The following is a 19,023-nucleotide window of genomic DNA, read 5'->3' as shown; positions in this document are numbered from 1 at the left end:
TAGTTGTTGACAAGCCTCCTATAACGATAGTATAATTTGATATTTGCCTTCAAATGTGTTATACTGATCTTTATAAATCGATTGGAGGAATGTCCATGTTTAAAGTCGGAGACAACGTTGTTTACCCTTATCATGGGGCCGGAAAGATCCAAGATATTGAAGAAAAGAATGTTCTAGGAGAAACACAATCATACTATATTCTGCATTTCCCGCTTGTTGACGTTACCCTCATGCTTCAAGAATCTCGTATCGATCAATCCGGGCTTAGAAAGGTCATCTCCTCCTCTGAAGTTAATCAAGTAGCGGATGCTTTAAAAACGGGCCCTGAGACACCTTTATCTTCCAGTCAATTTTCTAGAGATACAGAGAATTTACTTAAGACTGGAAGTATTATTGATGCCGCTCACCTCGTTTCTTCTTTATCAAAGAAGCAAACCGAACGATCGAATGGTCTTCATATTCAAGATCGACACCACCTCCAAAAAGCGAGACAAATGGTTGCAAGCGAGTTGGCTGTTGTTCAAGAATACTCCGAAGAGCAAGCCTATGAATTTATTGACACAAATTTATTAGAAGAAGCAAATTAATAACGCGTCTTGATTGTCACCTGCGCAGAACTCCTTTACAATAGAAGATGAATTCAAAACACGGCTTTCACTAAACGAAGGCCTGTTTTTAATAGGAGGCCATTAATTTCTATGGACGTATTAAAAATTTCACCAAGAGGCTATTGTTATGGCGTTGTTGACGCGATGGTTATGGCACGTCAAGCTGCACAAAATTTGGACTTGCCGAGACCTCTTTATATACTAGGGCAGATTGTTCACAATCAACATGTTACAGATGCATTTGAAGAGGATGGTATCATCTCTCTTGACGGCCCCAATCGTCTTGAAATCCTCAAGGAAGTCACACACGGGACCGTTATTTTTACTGCACACGGCGTCTCTCCAGAAGTTCGCCGTTTAGCAAAAGAAAAAGGGTTAACCTGTATTGATGCTACTTGCCCTGATGTTACTCGCACTCATGATTTAATTCGTGATAAAGCAGCTGAAGGGCATCAATTTATTTATATAGGAAAGCAAGGTCACCCGGAACCAGAAGGTGCGATTGGTGTTGCTCCTGGCGCTGTACACTTAGTTGAAACAATGGAAGACCTTGAGTCATTAACGTTAGATGACCGTGATATTATTATTACGAACCAAACCACGATGAGTCAGTGGGATGTATCTGATATCATGAAGCGTGCAATGGTTCTTTATCCAAAAGCTGAAGTTCATAATGAGATTTGTTTAGCAACTCAAGTTCGTCAAGAGGCTGTCGCAGAGCAAGCTTCCCAGTGCGATGTTGTGATCGTGGTAGGCGATCCAAAAAGTAACAATTCAAATCGTTTAGCTCAAGTATCACAACAAATTGCTGGCACGCCGGCTTATCGGATTGGTGACCTCTCTCAGCTAGAATTAGACTGGATTAAAGACGCAACTAAAGTTGGCGTCACTTCCGGGGCTTCTACACCAACGCCGATTACAAAGGAAGTTATTACGTTTATTGAAAACTATGATCCAAATAATGAATCGACTTGGGATACAACGAAAAAAGTTCCGATTGAAAAAATCTTACCAAAAGTTCGTGTTAAAAAATAATACTAACAAGAACCCCTCTTACGGCTTGTAAGAGGGGTTTGCTTGTTTACATAAATTGAAAGGGATCCGTGCTATCCGTTGATGGAAAAATGGAAATAGCATACCCCATTGCTTTCATTCGCTTATTCAATTCTTCAGTAACGCCTATTTTCATAATTGATTCAATATGATGACCAGCGTCAATAATCGTTAGGCCGTCCATTTTTGCATCTTGAGCCACATGATAGTAAAGGTCTCCAGTTACAAATACGTCTGCTCCTTTGTGTAGCGCTTGATTCACATACTTGTTCCCATCGCCGCCAAGTACAGCAACTTTTTTTATTTTTTTATCTAAGTTACCAACTACACGAACACCATCCAAACCAAGTGCCTCTTTTACCACCTTCACATAGTCACGCAATAATTGTGGCTGCTCTAAATTACCAATACGTCCAAGTCCACGAACGAGCGAAGGCTCCTCTAATGGAATAAGGTCGTAAGCTGGTTCTTCATATGGATGAGCAGCGAGAAACGCGTTAAGGACTGACTGTAGGCTGTTTTTCGGCACAATCGTTTCAATTCGTTCCTCTTCTACCACTTCCTGTTTATTCAACTCACCAATATAGGGATTTGCATGATCTGTCGGTCGAAACGTTCCTTCCCCTACAACAGAAAACGCACAATGGCTATACTCTCCAATCAAACCTGCCCCTGCTTCACCTAGCGCTTGTCGTATACTCTCTGCGTGATCTCGAGGAACAAATCCAACAAACTTCCACATGTTCTCTTTATATGTTGGCACAAGCACATCAGCAGAATGAATCTTTAATTTTTCGGCTAATAAGTCATTCACTCCACCTTCTGTAACATCCAAATTAGTGTGTGCCGCATATATCGTAATTTCATGCTTGATTGCCTTTGCAACAATTCGCCCCATTGCTGTATCCACATTTATTTGTTTAAGGGGTCTAAACAATAATGGATGATGTGCGATAATAAGATCAACGTTTTTATCAATCGCTTCATCCATTGTCTCCTCTAAAACATCCAACGCAATCATTACAGTATGAATCGGTTTGTTTAGAGTTCCCACCATGAGACCATTACGATCTCCTTCAACTGCGTACGTTCGTGGAGAAAACTGTTCAAATTCTTTAATTACATCCTGAGCCGTAACTGCTTTTGTCATCATAAGGCCTCCTCAACCATTTTAATTTTTTGGTTTAAGTCAGCTTGTTTCTCTTCAAGCTCTACTGATTTATTCCCTAACTGTACTTGTTTTAATACACGTTTCCAGCTTGTTTTTTCGTGCTCCCATTTTTTCTTAAAAACAGACGTCTGGTGCTGCATTAGTATAGGACCAAGCCATAACTCTGTTTCTGTATATGCAACTTTAGCTTCAGAAGGTTCAGCAACAATAACTTCATAGATCTTTTCGTCTTCTTCAAGAATATCTTCTGCTACAATTCGATAGTGATGATCCATGATCCACTGACGCACCGCATGAGAGGCAACATTTGGCTGAAGCACCAATCGCTTCACTCCCATGAGTTTGTCTTTTCCTTCATCTAAAATCGAAGCAATGAGTGGCCCACCCATTCCAGCAATCGTTAGTACATCAATCTCCTCACCTTGATGCAAGACATTTAATCCACTGCCTTTTCGTACATCAATCTGATCCTCCAATTGAGACAACCTTACTTGTTTCAATGCCGATTGATAAGGACCCTCATTAATTTCACCTGCAATCGCCTTTAACGAATCATCTTTTAAACAAAGATAGCAAGGCAAATAAGCATGATCGGAACCAATATCCGCTACTATGTGAAAACCTGCTGCATAAGACGCAACACGTTCTAGCCTATGTGAAAGTTGATTTGTGTTCATTTGTTGTGTCTCCTTCCAAAAGAAAAAAGCAGGGTTATCCCCCCGCTCTCCTACTCTGACATCGACAATAAATACTCAGCTACCGCATCAATTTCTTCAGGCTGTAACTGACCACCGAATGCCGGCATATTTCCTTGACCGTTTGTTACAATGTCAACGATTTCATCATGAGACAATTGTCCCTCTAAATTGTTAATCGCTGGCGCACTAGCAGTACCACCTAAATCATTTGCATGACATGTTATACATGAACTTTCAACAATACCTTGTCCATATTCAACCGGATCCCCAATGTCAACAGGCTCTTCTTCTTCTTCATCCATGCTAGCACGTTGATCAACACCAATTGCAGACATTGCAACGATAAGTACGATTCCTAATAATGCTATAAAAGCAAACGGAATTAACGGACGTCCCTTCATATAGGTGCTCTCCTTTCTCGTTAGAACTAACCATTAGATATGTATAAAAAAGCACGAATCTACTATAGTTTACTTCAAATCGCCCATTATGAAAAGGCTTCAATTTACATTTCCCCAAAATAGCACAAAAAATTCAAATTGATTTATAAGAAAATTCACAACAACAATTTGCATTCCGTTTTAAGAAGAAGTAAAATAGAAACAAGGAAGGCACACGAAATCAGTCTATGCTGAATCCGTGTGCACCTCATTAATCAAGAAAGTCTTTTAATCGTTTGCTTCTGCTTGGATGACGTAATTTGCGCAGTGCTTTTGCTTCAATTTGTCTGATACGCTCGCGCGTAACACCGAAGACTTTACCTACTTCTTCAAGAGTACGGGTTCGACCATCATCAAGTCCAAAACGAAGTCTAAGAACATTTTCTTCTCGATCAGTTAGTGTATCTAACACATCTTCTAGCTGTTCTTTTAATAACTCATAGGCCGCAGCGTCTGAAGGTGCAAGAGCTTCTTGGTCTTCAATAAAGTCACCTAAATGAGAATCGTCTTCTTCACCAATTGGTGTTTCAAGAGAAACGGGCTCTTGAGCAATCTTCAAGATTTCCCGCACTTTATCAGGCGTTAGCTCCATCTCTTTTCCAACCTCTTCAGGGGTTGGCTCACGACCAAAGTCTTGTAAAAGTTGACGTTGAACACGAATGAGTTTATTAATGGTTTCTACCATATGAACAGGGATACGAATGGTTCTCGCTTGGTCAGCAATGGCACGAGTAATTGCCTGACGAATCCACCAAGTTGCATAGGTACTAAACTTAAACCCTTTATCGTAATCAAACTTTTCAACAGCTTTAATTAAGCCCATGTTTCCTTCTTGAATCAAATCAAGGAACAACATTCCTCTACCAACATAGCGCTTAGCAATGGACACAACAAGACGCAAGTTCGCTTCCGCTAAACGTTTTTTCGCTTCTTCATCACCTTGCTCAATACGTTTCGCTAAGTCGATCTCTTCTTCTGCAGATAAAAGCGGTACACGACCAATTTCTTTAAGATACATACGAACTGGATCGTTTATTTTTATTCCTGGAGGGACACTTAAATCGTTTAAATCAAATTCTTCTTCATTCTTTTCAACTTGCTGCATAGATGGGACTTCATCATCGGCTTCATTCACAAGCTCTACTCCTTGCTCACCAAGGTACTCATAGAACTCATCCATTTGATCCGCGTCCTGTTCAAACGAAGCCATTTTCTCTGTAATTTCGGCATACGTTAAGGTCCCACGCTTTTTACCTAATTCAACTAATTGTTCTTTTACTTGATCGATGGATAGATCACCTTCTGTCACTGGACGTAACGGTTTATCAGCCACTCGATCCCCTCCTTCCAAAATTAACGACGAGTTACTTACCTAGCAATTCTCTTTTTTTGCGTATGAGCTCCATTTGTTTCTGCGCAGCAAGAACTGGATCTTGCTCTAAGCGAGCTGCTTGCTGTTGTTCTTTAATTTGTAATAGTTTAGGGTATTGTTCAATTTTCTTAATATAATCGTCTAACTCTGCATCTGTACACTCTACTTTAACATCTTGCATAAGCAGATAAGCGGCTAGTTTTGCAAGCTTTTGATCTTCTAGACTCTCTATAAATTCCTTTATTCCCTTTTCTGGATGTTGCGAAACAAAGGAGATTAAGTAGGCATACAGCGCCTGGTGTTCATCTATATTAAAGCCATCTTGCAAACGCTCTGTTACTCGCCAAATCATCTCTTCGTCTTGTAGCATATACCCAAGAAGCATTCGTTCTGCTTTAATGTGGGCAGCTATTGGACGAGCTGTTTGAAATGTATGATGGGCTTTAACCGTGTCTCCATACCGTTCTGACTGTTGTTGCTGACGGACCGGCGCAGTCTTTCTTTCTTTACGCATCATCTCTTGATGAAGAACTTGGAATGAAAGATTAAATTCCTTAGATAGCTGCTTTAAATAATGTTCTTGCTCAATCGATTCTAATTGTGCAATAGCTTCAAGCATGTCTTCAATATACTTAAGCCGTTCTCCTTCATTTTGAAGGTTTTTTGTTTGTTTCGCATCGTACATTTTAAAAGCCATTACGGATAAAAGCTCTTTTTCCAAATAAGCTTTTAAGGCTTCTTCGCCAAATTCCTTCACATAGTCATCTGGATCATAGCCATCTGGCAATAAGCAGACTTGAATCTGGCAACCAACATTTTCGAGCACAGGAATGGTCTTTCGAATGGCTTCACGGCCCGCTCTGTCACCGTCATAGCAAAGAATAATCTCTTCAGCATTACGCCGAAGTAGCTTTGCATGATCTTGACTTAAAGCTGTACCCAATGTTGCCACAGCATTTTCAATTCCCGATTTCCAGGCAGCCATTACATCCAGTGCACCTTCAAACAAATAGGCTTTATTTTTTTTGCGAATAATTGGCCGTGCTTCAAACATATGAAACAGGGTTTTTGCTTTTTGATAAATCGGTGTCTCTGGACTATTTAAATACTTTGGTTGTCCTTCACCAACAATCCTTCCTCCAAAACCAACAATGTCACCATTATTATCCGATATAGGAAAAATTAAACGATTGCGGAATAAATCATAGTAACCACTTGATTTTCGCTTTGCTACTAGACCAGCTTCCTCCATTATCGTTAAATCAAACTCATTTTGCTCAAGCACCTTCGCTAATGTCTCCCACTCATCCAGGGCATACCCTATTTTGAAATGGTCAATTTGAGCTTCAGTAAAATAACGCTCCTGAGCATAAACGCGCCCTGGAGAACCTTCTTCCGTGAACATAAAAATACTGTGATACGTTGAAGCGGCTAACTGGTGAGCTTTCTTCATTGCCTCAACTTTTGACGTATCTCCATAAACCTGATACTCGTTCGATTCAACGACTTGAGGTAAAGAAATTTTCGCCTTTCCTGCTAAGTGAGCTACGGTCTTTGCAAAAGACCATCCCTCCAAGTCCTGTAGGAAGGTAAAAACGTTCCCACCGGCACCACAGCCAAAACAATGATAAACCTGCTTTTCTTCAGAAACTGAAAAAGAAGGGGTTTTCTCATCATGAAAAGGACATAGACCACCATACTGTCTACCGTTTTTCTTTAATTGTACATAGTCGCCGATAACATCAACTATATCGCTTGCGTTCCTTATCTCGGCTAATTTCTCTTCAGGAATTTTCACAGACATACAGCTCTCACCTATTCCTTCAATTACCAGTGCTAAGAACTTGTTCAAGTGCATGCACAAATTGCTCTCGGTCTGTGGCAGTAAACTTCCGCGGGCCTTTTGTTTTTCTTCCCGCTCTTCTAGCCTTTTGTGCTGCATAGCGAGACTGTAACATGCTCGCCATCTCTTCTTCCATGTATACATGGCCACGAGGCGATAAGACAGTCACACCTTTAATAAGCAATAAAGAAGCAAGTGCGTGATCTTGAGAGATACATACGTCACCACGAGAAACAGCTTGCAGTAAGTACAGGTCTGCTGCTTCTTTATCCACATCAACTTGTACGGTTTTCACATGTTCAGGCAAGACCATATTATGTGCATATGAAAACACAAAGACCAATTCTTTTTCGTATTGACCACAAAGTTTAATGATTTCTTCTTTTACAGGACAAGAATCTGCATCAACGTACACCGTTGAACTCATACAGTATCATTCAACATGTAAGGTTTGATCTCCTTCTTATTTGACGAAAAAAACAAGAAACTGTCGAAACCCATTGCTCTTTCATCTTCTTTACTATCATTACCAAAAAAACGAGAAAAAGTCTTGACTTTTTAAATTTATTTGATCTACACCCTATTTATACATACAATCTGCAAAATTAGAGTCCCAATTGGCAATTATACTTCAAAACATAGCGTTTGAACAGTAAACAGTTTCCAATCAATGTTTTTGGAACATATTAGAGATCAAATTCGCTGTTTCTTCTACTGCTTTATTCGAAACATCAATTACAGGGCAGTTTACTCGTTCCATAACTTCTTGCGCATATGCCAGCTCTTGTTTAATGCGATTAATGTTCGCATAATTTGCTTCTGATTTTAATCCAAGAGCTTTTAAACGTTCTGTACGAATGCTATTAAGCTTTTCTGGACTAATGCGTAAGCCTATGCATTTTTTATTTGAGATTTTAAATAGCTCTTCAGGGGGTTCAACTTCTGGAACTAAGGGAACGTTCGCTACCTTCAAACGCTTATGAGCTAAATATTGAGATAATGGTGTTTTCGATGTTCTTGACACACCAATAAGCACAACATCCGCTAAAATAATTCCTCTAGGATCTCGTCCGTCATCGTATTTAACCGCAAATTCAATGGCTTCGACTTTTCTAAAATAATCTTCATCTAAACGATAAATTAAGCCCGGCTCATAGCGAGGTTGTTCATTCGTCAGTTGATTTATCTTCCCTAATACCGGTCCAATGATGTCAACTGTTTCAACTTTGGCTTCTTTTGCCGCTTCAAGCAAGTAATTTTTAATTTCTGGGACAACGAGTGTGAAGGCAATAAGTGCTTTCGCTTTTTTAGCGATTTGAACCACTTCTTGAATTGTTCCTTTATCCTCTACATAAGGAATACGACGAATGTCAACATTCGATCCGTTGAATTGGCTTACCGCTGCTTTCACAACCAGCTCAGCCGTTTCTCCAACTGAATCCGATACAATGTATACAATTAAGCGTTCTGTTTGCGTCATTAAGAACAGCCCTCCTTATGTTCCTTCATTCTTAGCAAGATCCACTAATAAAGAAGTCATGTTCGTCTTTGTTATACGCCCAACTACTTCATATCCTGAACCTACGTCCACTTTTTTCACAATCGGTAAACCGTCAATCTGTCTTGAAATGAGCTTATGAGCAACTTCAATAATTGAGTCTTCTTTTTCGCACATCGTAATATTAGGCATTCTCGTCATAATAATACTAACTGGCGTTGTTTCAATTGCTTGCCCACCCATACTAGCTCGTAATAAGTCTTTTCGAGATACAACGCCTACGAGGGTCGTCTGTTTATCAACAATAAACAATGTGCCACAGTCTTCTAAAAACATGGTACAGATGGCTTCATATACAGAGGTGGATTGCTCAACAATTACAGGCCTTGATTGATAATGATGAACTTTTATCTTTTGAATCTCATCCGACAAAGCAGGTGAATCCGTCTTACCAGTATAAAAATAACCAACCCTCGGTCTGGCGTCGAGAAAACCAGACATTGTTAATATAGCTAAATCAGGGCGGAGGGTTGCCCTAGTTAAAGACAAGCGCTCCGCTATATGTTCACCCGTAATCGGTCCATTTTCCTTGACAATATCAATAATGTGTTGCTGTCTAATTGAAAGTTCGATTTGAACTCACCTCTCTAACCTGAACACTAGTTACGAAGAAAAGACAATTTGTTGGAAATCAGCAAAGGATTCAATGGAACGTGCTAACCTTTTTAATAACGCTAGTCGATTGGATCGAACGTCTGGGTCTTCAACCATAACCATCGTTTGCTCAAAAAATGAGTGAATCGCATCTTGACACGCCTCTAAGATGTTGTATGCAGAAATAGCATCATGTTGCTTCCATGCTTCTACTAAACTCATCTCCACTTCAACCGTTGCTGCTAATAGCTTTGTCTCCGATTCATTCTCAAACAACGATTCATCAATTGTTGTATCTGTTTCTGCCTTTTGGGCTAAATTGGTTACCCGACTTAACGCTTCAACGGCTTTTTTAAATGCAGGCTCATTAAGCTGTTCGTTAACAGCTTCTGCTTTAGCAAACATGGAATACACATCTACAATTGGAGCCGCTAATACAGCTTCTACAACATCGTATCGATAGCCTGAATCCATCATAAGATGCTTAAAACGACTTAAAAAGAATTGAATGGCTTCTTCTTTAGTAGATTCGACACCAGCCGTCATAAATCCTTTATTATTTAATGTGTTCACCCAATGTTCAATGATTACGTCAAGAGAAAGAGCGGATTTAGTTTCTAATAAAATTTGGACTACACCGTTTGCTTGTCTTCTTAGCGCATAAGGATCTTGAGAACCTGTTGGAATTAATCCAATTGCAAAACAAGATAATACGGTATCTAGCTTTTCTGCTAGAGATAGCATAGACCCCACTGCAGTTTGCGGGAGATGATCATTTGAAAATCGCGGTAAATATTGTTCATAAATCGCTCTCGCCACTTGAACAGGTTCATTCGACTTCAACGCGTAATCCTGCCCCATCTGTCCTTGTAACTCAGGAAATTCACCAACCATATTTGTTACAAGGTCAAATTTTGCAATTGTTGCAGCACGTTCCACTAATGATACTTCTTCAGCAGGTAATCGCTCTTCTCTTGCTAACCATACCGCAAGCTCTTTTGTACGATTCACCTTTTCCGCAATCGTTCCAATCGATTCATGGAACACTACGGTTTCGAGTTTTTTATTCCACTCTTCTATAGAGAGCTTTTGGTCTTCTTCATAAAAGAATGCAGCGTCAGCAAACCGTCCCCGAAGTACCTTTTCATTCCCTTTTGATACATTTTCAATATGCTCTTCATTCCCGTTTCTTACGGTTACAAAGAACGGAAGTAATGTGCCTTCGGTTGATTCAACAGGGAAATAACGCTGATGTTCTCTCATAGTCGTAATTAAGACTTCTTTAGGCAATTGAAGGTATTTCTCTTCAAAACTACCACTTAAAGCAGTCGGATATTCAACCAAATTGTTTACTTCTTCAAGAAGATCTTCATTTACAGGAATAATCCAATCTTTTGTTGCTTCCATATCCTTTAGTTGAGAACGGATCGCTTGCTTCCTTTTATCCGCATCAACAATGACATAGTTCTCCAGTAAGCGCGCTTCATAACTTTCAGGAGTTGCTATTGTGATTTCTTTATCCCCTAAGAAACGATGACCTCTTGTTATTTGACTAGTTTTCACTTGCGCAATGGAAAACGGAATCACATGCTGACCGTACATAGCAATTAACCAACGTATCGGTCGGGCATAGCGTAAGTCAAAGGTATGCCATTTCATACGCTTTGGAAAATTTAAGCTCGTAATGACTTTCTCTAAGCTTGGTAAAATGTCGACTGTTTGCACACCTTCTGAAAAAGAGGTGGCAAAAACATATTCAACACCTTTATGGGCTTCAATAGTAAGAGCGTCTGGTTCCACATTTTGTGATCGTGCAAAACCTAAAGCTGCTTTTGTCCAGTCACCATTGTCATCTATTGCAATTTTCTTTGCTGGTCCTTTTGCTTTACTAGATGCATCTTCTTGTTTTGAAGCAAGGTCATGGATGATAATGGCTAATCTTCTCGGCGTTGAAAAAGCTTGTGTGCGGCTATACGGAAGCTTTTTCTCTTTTAACCACTGCTGCACATGCTGTTCTAGTTGTTTCACTGCATCTGTTACAAATCTGGCTGGAAGTTCTTCTAATCCTATTTCAAGGAGAAATGGTTTACTATCCATTAGTTTGCCTCCTTCTTTTTCAACATGGGGAATCCAAGTTTTTCGCGTTCCTCGTAATAATGCTTAGCTGCCTTTCGAGCGAGAGTACGTACACGACCAATGTAGCCTGTTCGTTCCGTTACGGATATCGCTCCACGAGCATCAAGCAAATTAAATACGTGAGAACACTTTAAAATATAATCATAAGCCGGGAAAACAAGGTTACGATCGAGCACACGGGTTGCTTCTTTTTCGTACGTATTGAATAACTGGAAGAGCATCTCACTATCGGAAACTTCAAATGTATATGTAGAATGTTCAAATTCAGGCTGGAGAAAAATATCACCATACGTGAATCCTTCAACCCACTCTAAGTCAAATACATTTTCTTTTTCCTGAATGTACGTAGCTAGTCGCTCAATCCCGTAAGTGATTTCAGCAGAAACAGGAGATGCTTCCATGCCGCCAACTTGCTGGAAATACGTAAACTGTGTTATTTCCATTCCATCTAACCATACTTCCCATCCAAGACCAGCACAGCCTAATGTTGGGTTTTCCCAGTTGTCTTCAACAAAGCGAATGTCGTGTTCAAGGGGGTTAATACCAAGTGCTTTAAGACTTTCCAGATATAATTCTTGAATATTGTTTGGTGAAGGTTTCATAATCACTTGAAATTGGTGATGTTGATATAAGCGGTTCGGGTTCTCTCCATAACGTCCATCTGCTGGACGCCTTGATGGCTCCACATAAGCTACATTCCATGGCTCTGGGCCAATTGTTCGTAGCAATGTATGCGGACTCATTGTACCCGCACCTTTTTCAGTATCATAGGCATTCATAATTATACAGCCTTGCTTTGCCCAATAGGACTGCAATGTTAAGATCATCGTTTGAATGTTCATGTTTACCCTCCTTAATAAAAACAAAAAACCCTCAATCCTTATGCCTACTATGGCATAGGGACGAGAGTTACCCGCGGTTCCACCCTACTTATTAAACACAAAAAGTGCTTAATCACTTTACAGTTTACATGCTTAAAGAGTGCCTCATACGCTTTTGATTCTTCAGCTCACACCATCCTGAAGTCGCTATTAATCGCAAAATAAGCAGTATTTCTTCTCTCATCATAGCATATCGTCATATTTTTCTATGATACCTTTAATCCTTTTTTTCGTCAAGCTTAAAATGATTGCCATCTACTTTTTTTAGTTGGTCAATAAAGCGTTGCGATTTCAGCGTCACACCAACATACTCTTGATAGTACGATGAAATGATCTGATGAAGTCGTTCTTTTGTTTCTCTCTTAATCGAAATGGAACCTAATTTCGTCAAATCAACATAGAATAAGGTGCGAATGAGCTTAACCATTGATAACGTAACAGGGTATGCTCGCTCATCTCGGCGGACACAACCGCTGCACAAAAAGCCAGCAAAAGGAATAGAAAAAGCAATAGGGTCGCGCTCAACCGATTTACAGCTTGCACAGCCGTCTAAATTAGGCTTCGCCCCAGCGACAGTTAACATTTTTAAATCAACGATTCTTGCGATTATTTCTGGATCTTGACCAGTATCAATTTGCTTTAAAGCGAGTAACAACAAATCAAATAAAAATACATATGGTCGTCGTTCTTCGGTCAATTTATCGATTAATTCTGTTACATAAGCGGCATGAGCAGCCTTAAATAAATCGTAGTGAAGCTGTTTAAAGGATAAGATAATTTCGCCTTGGCTTATCGTTGGTAAGCCACTCCCTTTAAAGTAAACGAATGAGCCATATACGAATGGTTGCATTACAGCTGCATAACGGCTATTAGGCTTCTTTGCTCCTTTTGCCATCACTGATAGTTTACCACTATCTTTCGTTAATACTGTTGCAATTTTATTTGATTCACCATAGTCAATTGTCTTTAAAATAATTCCTTCTTGTTTAATTAACATGTTCATTCCTTACAGCAAGTCACTGCTTTTTAAGAAAGAGTTGAATCGGTCTGGTCGTCGGCAGCCATTACCTCTACCTCTTCACCAACTGTTTCCCTTTCCAATTCCTTATGGAGTAAATAAGTCTCAATGTTTCCTGTCTGTGAAAAAACTTTCCAAGATAGAACAAGCACTGTTTCACAACTCCTCTCAATCGTTCTTATGAAGTATGATGACCTAAATTTACTATACTCATTCGATGGAAATATTGTTAATTAGCAGAGCTTGACTTTTTATTTTTGTTCGTTTTTCATCTTACTTCATCATAGCTTTTTGCATATAAAAAAACAATGGTCCAACGCCTTGTTTGGACCATTGCTTCTCTTTAATAATCGTCTTCGTTAAAGCCGTAATCTTTAAGCTGTGATGGGCGATTTCGCCAGTCTTTTTGTACTTTTACCCATAACTCTAAAAACACACTTGAACCAAGTAATGCTTCTATATCCACTCTTGCTTTTTGACCAATTTCCTTTAGCATAGAACCGTGTTTACCAATAATAATCCCTTTTTGAGAGGATCGCTCCACAATAATGGTGGCTCCAACATATACTTTTCCATTATCCCGTCGTTTCATTTGTTCAATGACAACGGCTAAAGAGTGGGGTATCTCTTCCTTTGTTACATGTAACGCTTTTTCGCGAACAAGCTCGGCAACAATAAATCGTTCTGGGTGATCTGTTATTTGATCGCTTGGATAATATTGCGGTCCTTCGTCTAAGTGTACCTTAATTTGATCCATCATTGTTCCGACATTTTCACCCTCTAAAGCAGATATCGGCACAACTTCTTCAAATTCATAGCGTTCTCGATAGGATGCAATGATTTCTAATAACGCATCTTTACTTACTTTGTCGATTTTATTAACGATTAGAAAAACCGGTGTTTTTGTATCCTTTAAGCGATCAATTATAAATTGTTCTCCAGGACCAAATTTAGCATCTGCGTCAATCACGTACAAAATGAGATCAACTTCACGAAGAGTATTTGTAGCCACTTTCATCATAAAGTCGCCTAAGCGATGTTTCGGCTTGTGAATACCAGGCGTATCAATGAAAACGATTTGTGCGTCATTTGTCGTGTAAACACCTTGAACTTTATTTCTTGTTGTTTGAGGCTTGTCCGACATAATGGCAATTTTTTGCCCAATTATTCTGTTTAACAATGTTGATTTCCCTACATTCGGTCTCCCAATTATGGAGACAAATCCTGACTTAAACGTTTCCTCTTGATTCATTCATATCCTCCGCTTTAAAAAATCCTGGTAGTAACGCTTCTACTGTTGTTTCTTTCCAGTCGCCGTTTATATTACTTAAATAAACCGGCATTCCTGGTTCACATAACTCTGCTAATACTTGTCTACATGCACCACAGGGCGAAACCGGATTTGGTGTATCCGCCGCCACAGCAAGCGCTTTAAATGGTAGGTGATTTGGCTTATACGCTCTAAATAGTGCTGTACGTTCAGCACAGTTTGCCAAGCTATATGCCGCATTTTCAATGTTTGCTCCTTTTACAACCGAGCCATCTGCTAGAAGGAGGGCAGCACCTACTTTAAATGAGGAATAAGGTACGTAAGCCTCTTCCCTTGCTTCGATAGCGAGCTGGATGAATGCTGCTTTTTCCATAGAAATCCTCCTTTTTCGTTATAAAATGTTTATAAAATAAGGCACAAATATAATAGCCCCAATAATGATGGCAATGATACAAAAAATGAACACGCTAGCAGCACCGATATCTTTTGCTCGCTTTGCTAGTGGATGAAAGTCTTCCGTCACTAAATCAACCGTCCGTTCGATTGCCGTATTAAGTGTTTCAGCTGTTAACACGCCTCCCATTACAAGTAGGAGCAACACCCATTCAGTCGCTGAGACAGAAAAAAACCAGGCAAGCCCACAAATAGCCATTGTACTAGCTAAATGAATTTGCATGTTCTGTTCGTGTCTAATTACATAGCCAAGACCTGAAATGGCATAGTTAAATGAACGCAATAAACGTTTTAACCCTCTACGGTTTCGATCTTCCAAGGCCATAGGATTCTAAAATCTCCTCTTGTTTAGTAAACATTTCCCTTTCTTCTTCCTTTGATTGATGATCATAACCTAGCAGGTGAAGAAAGCCATGAACAACAAGAAAAGCAAGTTCACGTTCAAATGAATGATTATACTCTTCAGCCTGTCGATGAATGTGAGCAGTGGATACAATAATATCTCCTAATAGGTTCGGAATTCCTACTACCTCTTCGTAATCCGGCTCTCCATCGTTTAAAGCAAACGATAACACATCTGTGGAGCGATCGATGCCACGATGTTCTAAATTTAACTCATGGATCGCATCCTCATCTACAAATGTAACCGATAGCTCTGTAGCTGTATGAATAGCTTCTTCTTTGCCAGCATAAGATAGGACGTCGTGAACAAGCTTCAGTTGCTCTTCTGTCAATGTCTCTGTCTCATCAATAATGTCTATCTCAATCATTTAATACTCCTTTTTAATCATCATCATCAGGATATTCTATTCGCTGATGAAACGTTCCATTTAACGTTTCACACATCGACAGCTTAATTTGATTTAATTCTTTTAGTGTTAAATCTGACTCATCGAATTGACCGTCTTCAAGCTTATCTTTAATAATTTTATCGACCAACTGCTCGACTTTATCAGGTGTTGGTTTTTGCATTGATCGCACAGCAGCCTCAACACTATCTGCAATGGAAATAATAGATGTTACTTTTGTTTGTGGCTTTGGACCAGGATATCGAAACTGGCTTTCAGGTACATGTTGTTTTTCATCATCTTGCTTTGCCTTATAGTAGAAAAATTTAAGCAGGCTTGTGCCATGATGTTGTTCTGCGATATCAATAATTTCCCGCGGCATTTTATGTTGCCGGAGCAAATCAGCGCCATCGTATGGATGTGAAATAATAATGGTTTTACTTAATTGGGGTGAGATCTTATCGTGAGGATTATCCCCTTTTAATTGATTCTCGATAAAAAATCTCGGACGTCTTGTTTTTCCTAGATCATGATAGTAAGCCCCTACTCTTGCTAGTAACCCATTTTCACCTAACGTTTCACAAGCTGCTTCTGCCAAATTCCCGACAACAACGCTATGATGATATGTTCCAGGTGCTTCTGTTAAAATCTTTCGGAGTAGCGGATGGTTTGGACTTGAAAGTTCAATTAACCTTGCCGTTGACAATATTCCAAAGCCTGTTTCGATAAACGGGAGTAACCCTATTGTCAGAACGGAAGCAACAAAAGCTGCTAAAAACGCTGCTAAGAAATAAAAACTTAGTTCGACCCAATTCAAATAAATACTTTTCATTAATAAAATGGATAGTACCGTTAAGCTGTTCGCACAGAGTACAAAAAAGCCAGCTTTTAAAATTCGTGTTGCTTTGTTTGATTGTTTCAAGAAATAGATGCCTGTAAGAGAACCAACTAAAATATAAAAGCCATACATAAACGCAAAAGTACTAGAGGAATCGTGATTGTAAAAAACGCTCCCAATAATAGCGAAAAGAAAACTGGTTACGATGGCAATCTTAGGGTGTAGCAACAATGTTAGTAACATTGCCCCTGCCGCCGCCGGAACTGCAAAACCAATTCCAGGCAGAGAGATAAGAGACTCTAAGTAACTATATAGCTTCATCAGCACTAAAATAACGACGAACACAATTGAAAACATTAATAAATGTGAGTTGTTTGTTGCGACCGTCGTATGGGAGTCATTTAAAAAATAAACCAGCATTCCGATTAAAATGAAGACAAACAACGCTAGTCCAATATAAGGGAAAACAACGGTAGCTTCATCCAGTAAACCAACCAATCGAAGCTGTTCATACATTTCATATGTGACAAGATCGCCTGCTTTTACAATCAATTCACCTTCACGTATGAGCACAGGGTCAATTGAATCAGCCGCTTCTTGCCTTAACCGCTGTGTTGTTTCAGCATCATAGGTTACATTAAACACAATTGCTAAATCAACTACATTGCTTATGGCTTCACGAACATCTGGCGAGAGACTTGTTACTTCCGCTATTTGATTTTCAGCGTTTTGCTTTGCTTCCTGTAAATCGCCTACCTTTATTGGTTCACTCATTGTTTCATGGACGGTATTGACAGCTGCCTCTTGAGCAGCTTGAAATTGGTAGTCAGACGTCGTCAACAACACTTCAAGAGCTTCATCACTCAAATCGGCATTTGTTGAAGAAGACAAGTCTGAGCGAACATTTTCAATTTGATCTGAAATGGAAGGAGCTTCTTCCTCTTCATCAGCTTCCTGCTCTCGTTCAAGACGAATAACCGTAAAGATATCGTTTACTTGCTGAACTCGATCTTCTTCATATTGACGGTTGTGCTTCATTTGGCTTTCGACAGCCCCTACCGCTTCCGTTCGCCTTTGCTCCGTTGCCACTCGATTTTCAACCGTCATTGGTGCGCGAATGTCTTGTTCAGCTGGTTCAGACAAATTCACTTCTAATTGCTCCGGTATAATATTGTCAAGCATCATACCGTACATAATTAAGCCAAGTATTGTATAAATAACTGTACGTATGTACGGTTGTTGCTTTATTTTCCGCCACCATTTCTTTGGAGCAGATACTTTAGGCTTATCTTCTTCCACATACAGTCACCTCACTCGGCTTTGCACATTATTGATCGTTCAACCGCTCGTCATGTTCATATGCTTGAAGTATACGTTGGACGAGCACATGTCTTACTACATCAGATGCTTGAAGATAGACCATGCCAATCCCTTTTACGGATCTTAACTTGTGAAGCGCAACTTGCAATCCCGACTTCTTACCCTTTGGCAAATCGATTTGGGTAATATCTCCATTTATAACCATCTTTGATCCAAACCCTAGTCTAGTTATAAACATTTTAATTTGTTCTTCTGTCGTATTCTGCGCTTCATCTAAAATGACAAATGAATCATCTAACGTTCGACCTCGCATATAGGCTAATGGTGCAACTTCAATTGTGCCTCGCTCCATTAATCTCGTTGTATGCTCGACACCTAAAACATCATGCAGCGCATCGTAAATTGGACGTAAATAAGGGTCCACTTTTTCTTTTAAGTCACCTGGAAGAAATCCTAAGCTTTCACCGGCTTCAACAGCTGGACGGGTTAACACAATCCGGTTGACTTTCCCTTCTTTCAAAGCAGATACAGCTGAAACAACTGCTAAGTATGTTTTTCCCGTGCCAGCAGGGCCTACTCCAAATACCATATCATGTTTGCGAATCATGGAAATGTAGTGTCGCTGACCTAATGTTTTAGCTCGAATGATTTTCCCTTTGACCGTAGTCGCTATATTTTCATCGTATAATTCGTTTAATTCAGCTAGCTTTCCTTCTTTTTCTAGCTGAATCGCATAAAAGACGTCGCGTTCGGATAACTGAGCATATTGCTCGACGACGCCAATTAACGTCTCAATTATTTTTGCTGCGCGTTCAATTTGAAGCTTATCGCCAGTGATGAGGATATCTTCGCCTCTCGTCACTAATTCAATGGATAATTCTTCTTCAATTCGTTTTAAATGCAAATCATTCGGCCCATATAGTGCTTGTGCTATTTGAGCATCTCTTAAGTTAAGTTGAATCAATGATGTTTCTGACAATCG

Annotated in this window: 20 protein-coding genes; 2 read left to right on the top strand and 18 right to left on the bottom strand. The window is 39.6% G+C overall.

All coding sequences use genetic code 11. From position 1 onward, the window contains the following. Nucleotides 1–95 precede the first annotated feature (95 nt). A complete protein-coding gene (locus E2L03_RS13675) occupies nucleotides 96–587 on the top strand; it encodes a CarD family transcriptional regulator (protein ID WP_038478968.1) in 492 nt (163 codons plus the stop codon). 111 nt (nucleotides 588–698) lie between these two features. After that, entirely contained in the window at nucleotides 699–1,643 is a 945-nt protein-coding gene (locus E2L03_RS13670; RefSeq protein ID WP_038478966.1) for a 4-hydroxy-3-methylbut-2-enyl diphosphate reductase, read from the top strand. A 46-nt stretch (nucleotides 1,644–1,689) separates the two neighbouring features. Here the strand turns inward: E2L03_RS13670 and E2L03_RS13665 are convergent, their stop codons facing one another. From E2L03_RS13665 to E2L03_RS13580, 18 genes are all read right to left on the bottom strand, one after another. Further along, nucleotides 1,690–2,811 (bottom strand): Nif3-like dinuclear metal center hexameric protein, encoded by a 1,122-nt coding sequence (locus tag E2L03_RS13665; protein ID WP_134259405.1) that lies wholly within the window; start codon nucleotides 2,809–2,811, stop codon nucleotides 1,690–1,692. Beyond that, nucleotides 2,811–3,509, bottom strand: a complete 699-nt coding sequence (locus E2L03_RS13660) for a tRNA (adenine(22)-N(1))-methyltransferase (RefSeq protein ID WP_134259404.1) — start codon at nucleotides 3,507–3,509, stop codon at nucleotides 2,811–2,813. Before E2L03_RS13660 ends, E2L03_RS13665 begins: the two co-directional genes overlap by 1 nt. Before the next feature lie 50 nt (nucleotides 3,510–3,559). Further along, on the bottom strand, nucleotides 3,560–3,931 hold the full coding sequence (locus tag E2L03_RS13655) for a c-type cytochrome (protein ID WP_035399030.1): 372 nt from the start codon (nucleotides 3,929–3,931) through the stop codon (nucleotides 3,560–3,562). Between the two features lie 250 nt (nucleotides 3,932–4,181). Further along, nucleotides 4,182–5,303 (bottom strand): RNA polymerase sigma factor RpoD, encoded by a 1,122-nt coding sequence (gene rpoD, locus E2L03_RS13650; RefSeq protein WP_038478955.1) that lies wholly within the window; start codon nucleotides 5,301–5,303, stop codon nucleotides 4,182–4,184. A 31-nt stretch (nucleotides 5,304–5,334) separates the two neighbouring features. Continuing rightward, nucleotides 5,335–7,146 (bottom strand): DNA primase, encoded by a 1,812-nt coding sequence (dnaG, locus tag E2L03_RS13645; protein ID WP_134259403.1) that lies wholly within the window; start codon nucleotides 7,144–7,146, stop codon nucleotides 5,335–5,337. 19 nt (nucleotides 7,147–7,165) lie between these two features. Next, on the bottom strand, nucleotides 7,166–7,612 hold the full coding sequence (locus tag E2L03_RS13640) for a YaiI/YqxD family protein (protein WP_055736024.1): 447 nt from the start codon (nucleotides 7,610–7,612) through the stop codon (nucleotides 7,166–7,168). 240 nt (nucleotides 7,613–7,852) lie between these two features. Beyond that, nucleotides 7,853–8,665, bottom strand: coding sequence for a pyruvate, water dikinase regulatory protein (locus E2L03_RS13635; RefSeq protein ID WP_038478946.1), 813 nt, complete (start codon nucleotides 8,663–8,665; stop codon nucleotides 7,853–7,855). A gap of 15 nt (nucleotides 8,666–8,680) precedes the next feature. Continuing rightward, nucleotides 8,681–9,316: a transcriptional regulator CcpN gene (ccpN, locus tag E2L03_RS13630; protein WP_084167413.1), complete on the bottom strand. Its 636-nt coding sequence runs from the start codon at nucleotides 9,314–9,316 to the stop codon at nucleotides 8,681–8,683. A gap of 30 nt (nucleotides 9,317–9,346) precedes the next feature. Then, entirely contained in the window at nucleotides 9,347–11,434 is a 2,088-nt protein-coding gene (glyS, locus tag E2L03_RS13625; RefSeq protein ID WP_134259402.1) for a glycine--tRNA ligase subunit beta, read from the bottom strand. Continuing rightward, entirely contained in the window at nucleotides 11,434–12,315 is an 882-nt protein-coding gene (glyQ, locus tag E2L03_RS13620; RefSeq protein ID WP_038478935.1) for a glycine--tRNA ligase subunit alpha, read from the bottom strand. Before glyQ ends, glyS begins: the two co-directional genes overlap by 1 nt. 256 nt (nucleotides 12,316–12,571) lie before the next feature. Next, nucleotides 12,572–13,351: a DNA repair protein RecO gene (recO, locus tag E2L03_RS13615; protein WP_134259401.1), complete on the bottom strand. Its 780-nt coding sequence runs from the start codon at nucleotides 13,349–13,351 to the stop codon at nucleotides 12,572–12,574. A 29-nt stretch (nucleotides 13,352–13,380) separates the two neighbouring features. Further along, nucleotides 13,381–13,524 (bottom strand): YqzL family protein, encoded by a 144-nt coding sequence (locus E2L03_RS13610; protein WP_078440176.1) that lies wholly within the window; start codon nucleotides 13,522–13,524, stop codon nucleotides 13,381–13,383. A 191-nt stretch (nucleotides 13,525–13,715) separates the two neighbouring features. Next, nucleotides 13,716–14,624, bottom strand: a complete 909-nt coding sequence (era, locus tag E2L03_RS13605) for a GTPase Era (protein ID WP_124741889.1) — start codon at nucleotides 14,622–14,624, stop codon at nucleotides 13,716–13,718. Then, on the bottom strand, nucleotides 14,602–15,015 hold the full coding sequence (locus E2L03_RS13600) for a cytidine deaminase (RefSeq protein WP_038478926.1): 414 nt from the start codon (nucleotides 15,013–15,015) through the stop codon (nucleotides 14,602–14,604). The genes era and E2L03_RS13600 overlap by 23 nt, the downstream gene beginning before the upstream one ends. 18 nt (nucleotides 15,016–15,033) lie before the next feature. Next, nucleotides 15,034–15,420, bottom strand: coding sequence for a diacylglycerol kinase family protein (locus E2L03_RS13595; RefSeq protein WP_055736028.1), 387 nt, complete (start codon nucleotides 15,418–15,420; stop codon nucleotides 15,034–15,036). Then, on the bottom strand, nucleotides 15,395–15,865 hold the full coding sequence (ybeY, locus tag E2L03_RS13590; RefSeq protein ID WP_134259400.1) for an rRNA maturation RNase YbeY: 471 nt from the start codon (nucleotides 15,863–15,865) through the stop codon (nucleotides 15,395–15,397). Before ybeY ends, E2L03_RS13595 begins: the two co-directional genes overlap by 26 nt. A gap of 13 nt (nucleotides 15,866–15,878) precedes the next feature. Beyond that, a complete protein-coding gene (locus tag E2L03_RS13585; protein ID WP_038478918.1) occupies nucleotides 15,879–18,020 on the bottom strand; it encodes an HD family phosphohydrolase in 2,142 nt (713 codons plus the stop codon). A gap of 28 nt (nucleotides 18,021–18,048) precedes the next feature. Then, entirely contained in the window at nucleotides 18,049–19,020 is a 972-nt protein-coding gene (locus E2L03_RS13580) for a PhoH family protein (protein ID WP_055736030.1), read from the bottom strand. Nucleotides 19,021–19,023: the final 3 nt, after the last annotated feature.

Source organism: Shouchella oshimensis (genome assembly GCF_004375095.1).
Lineage (GTDB): Bacteria > Bacillota > Bacilli > Bacillales > Bacillaceae_D > Shouchella > Shouchella oshimensis.
This window is presented reverse-complemented; position numbering and strand designations above follow the sequence as displayed.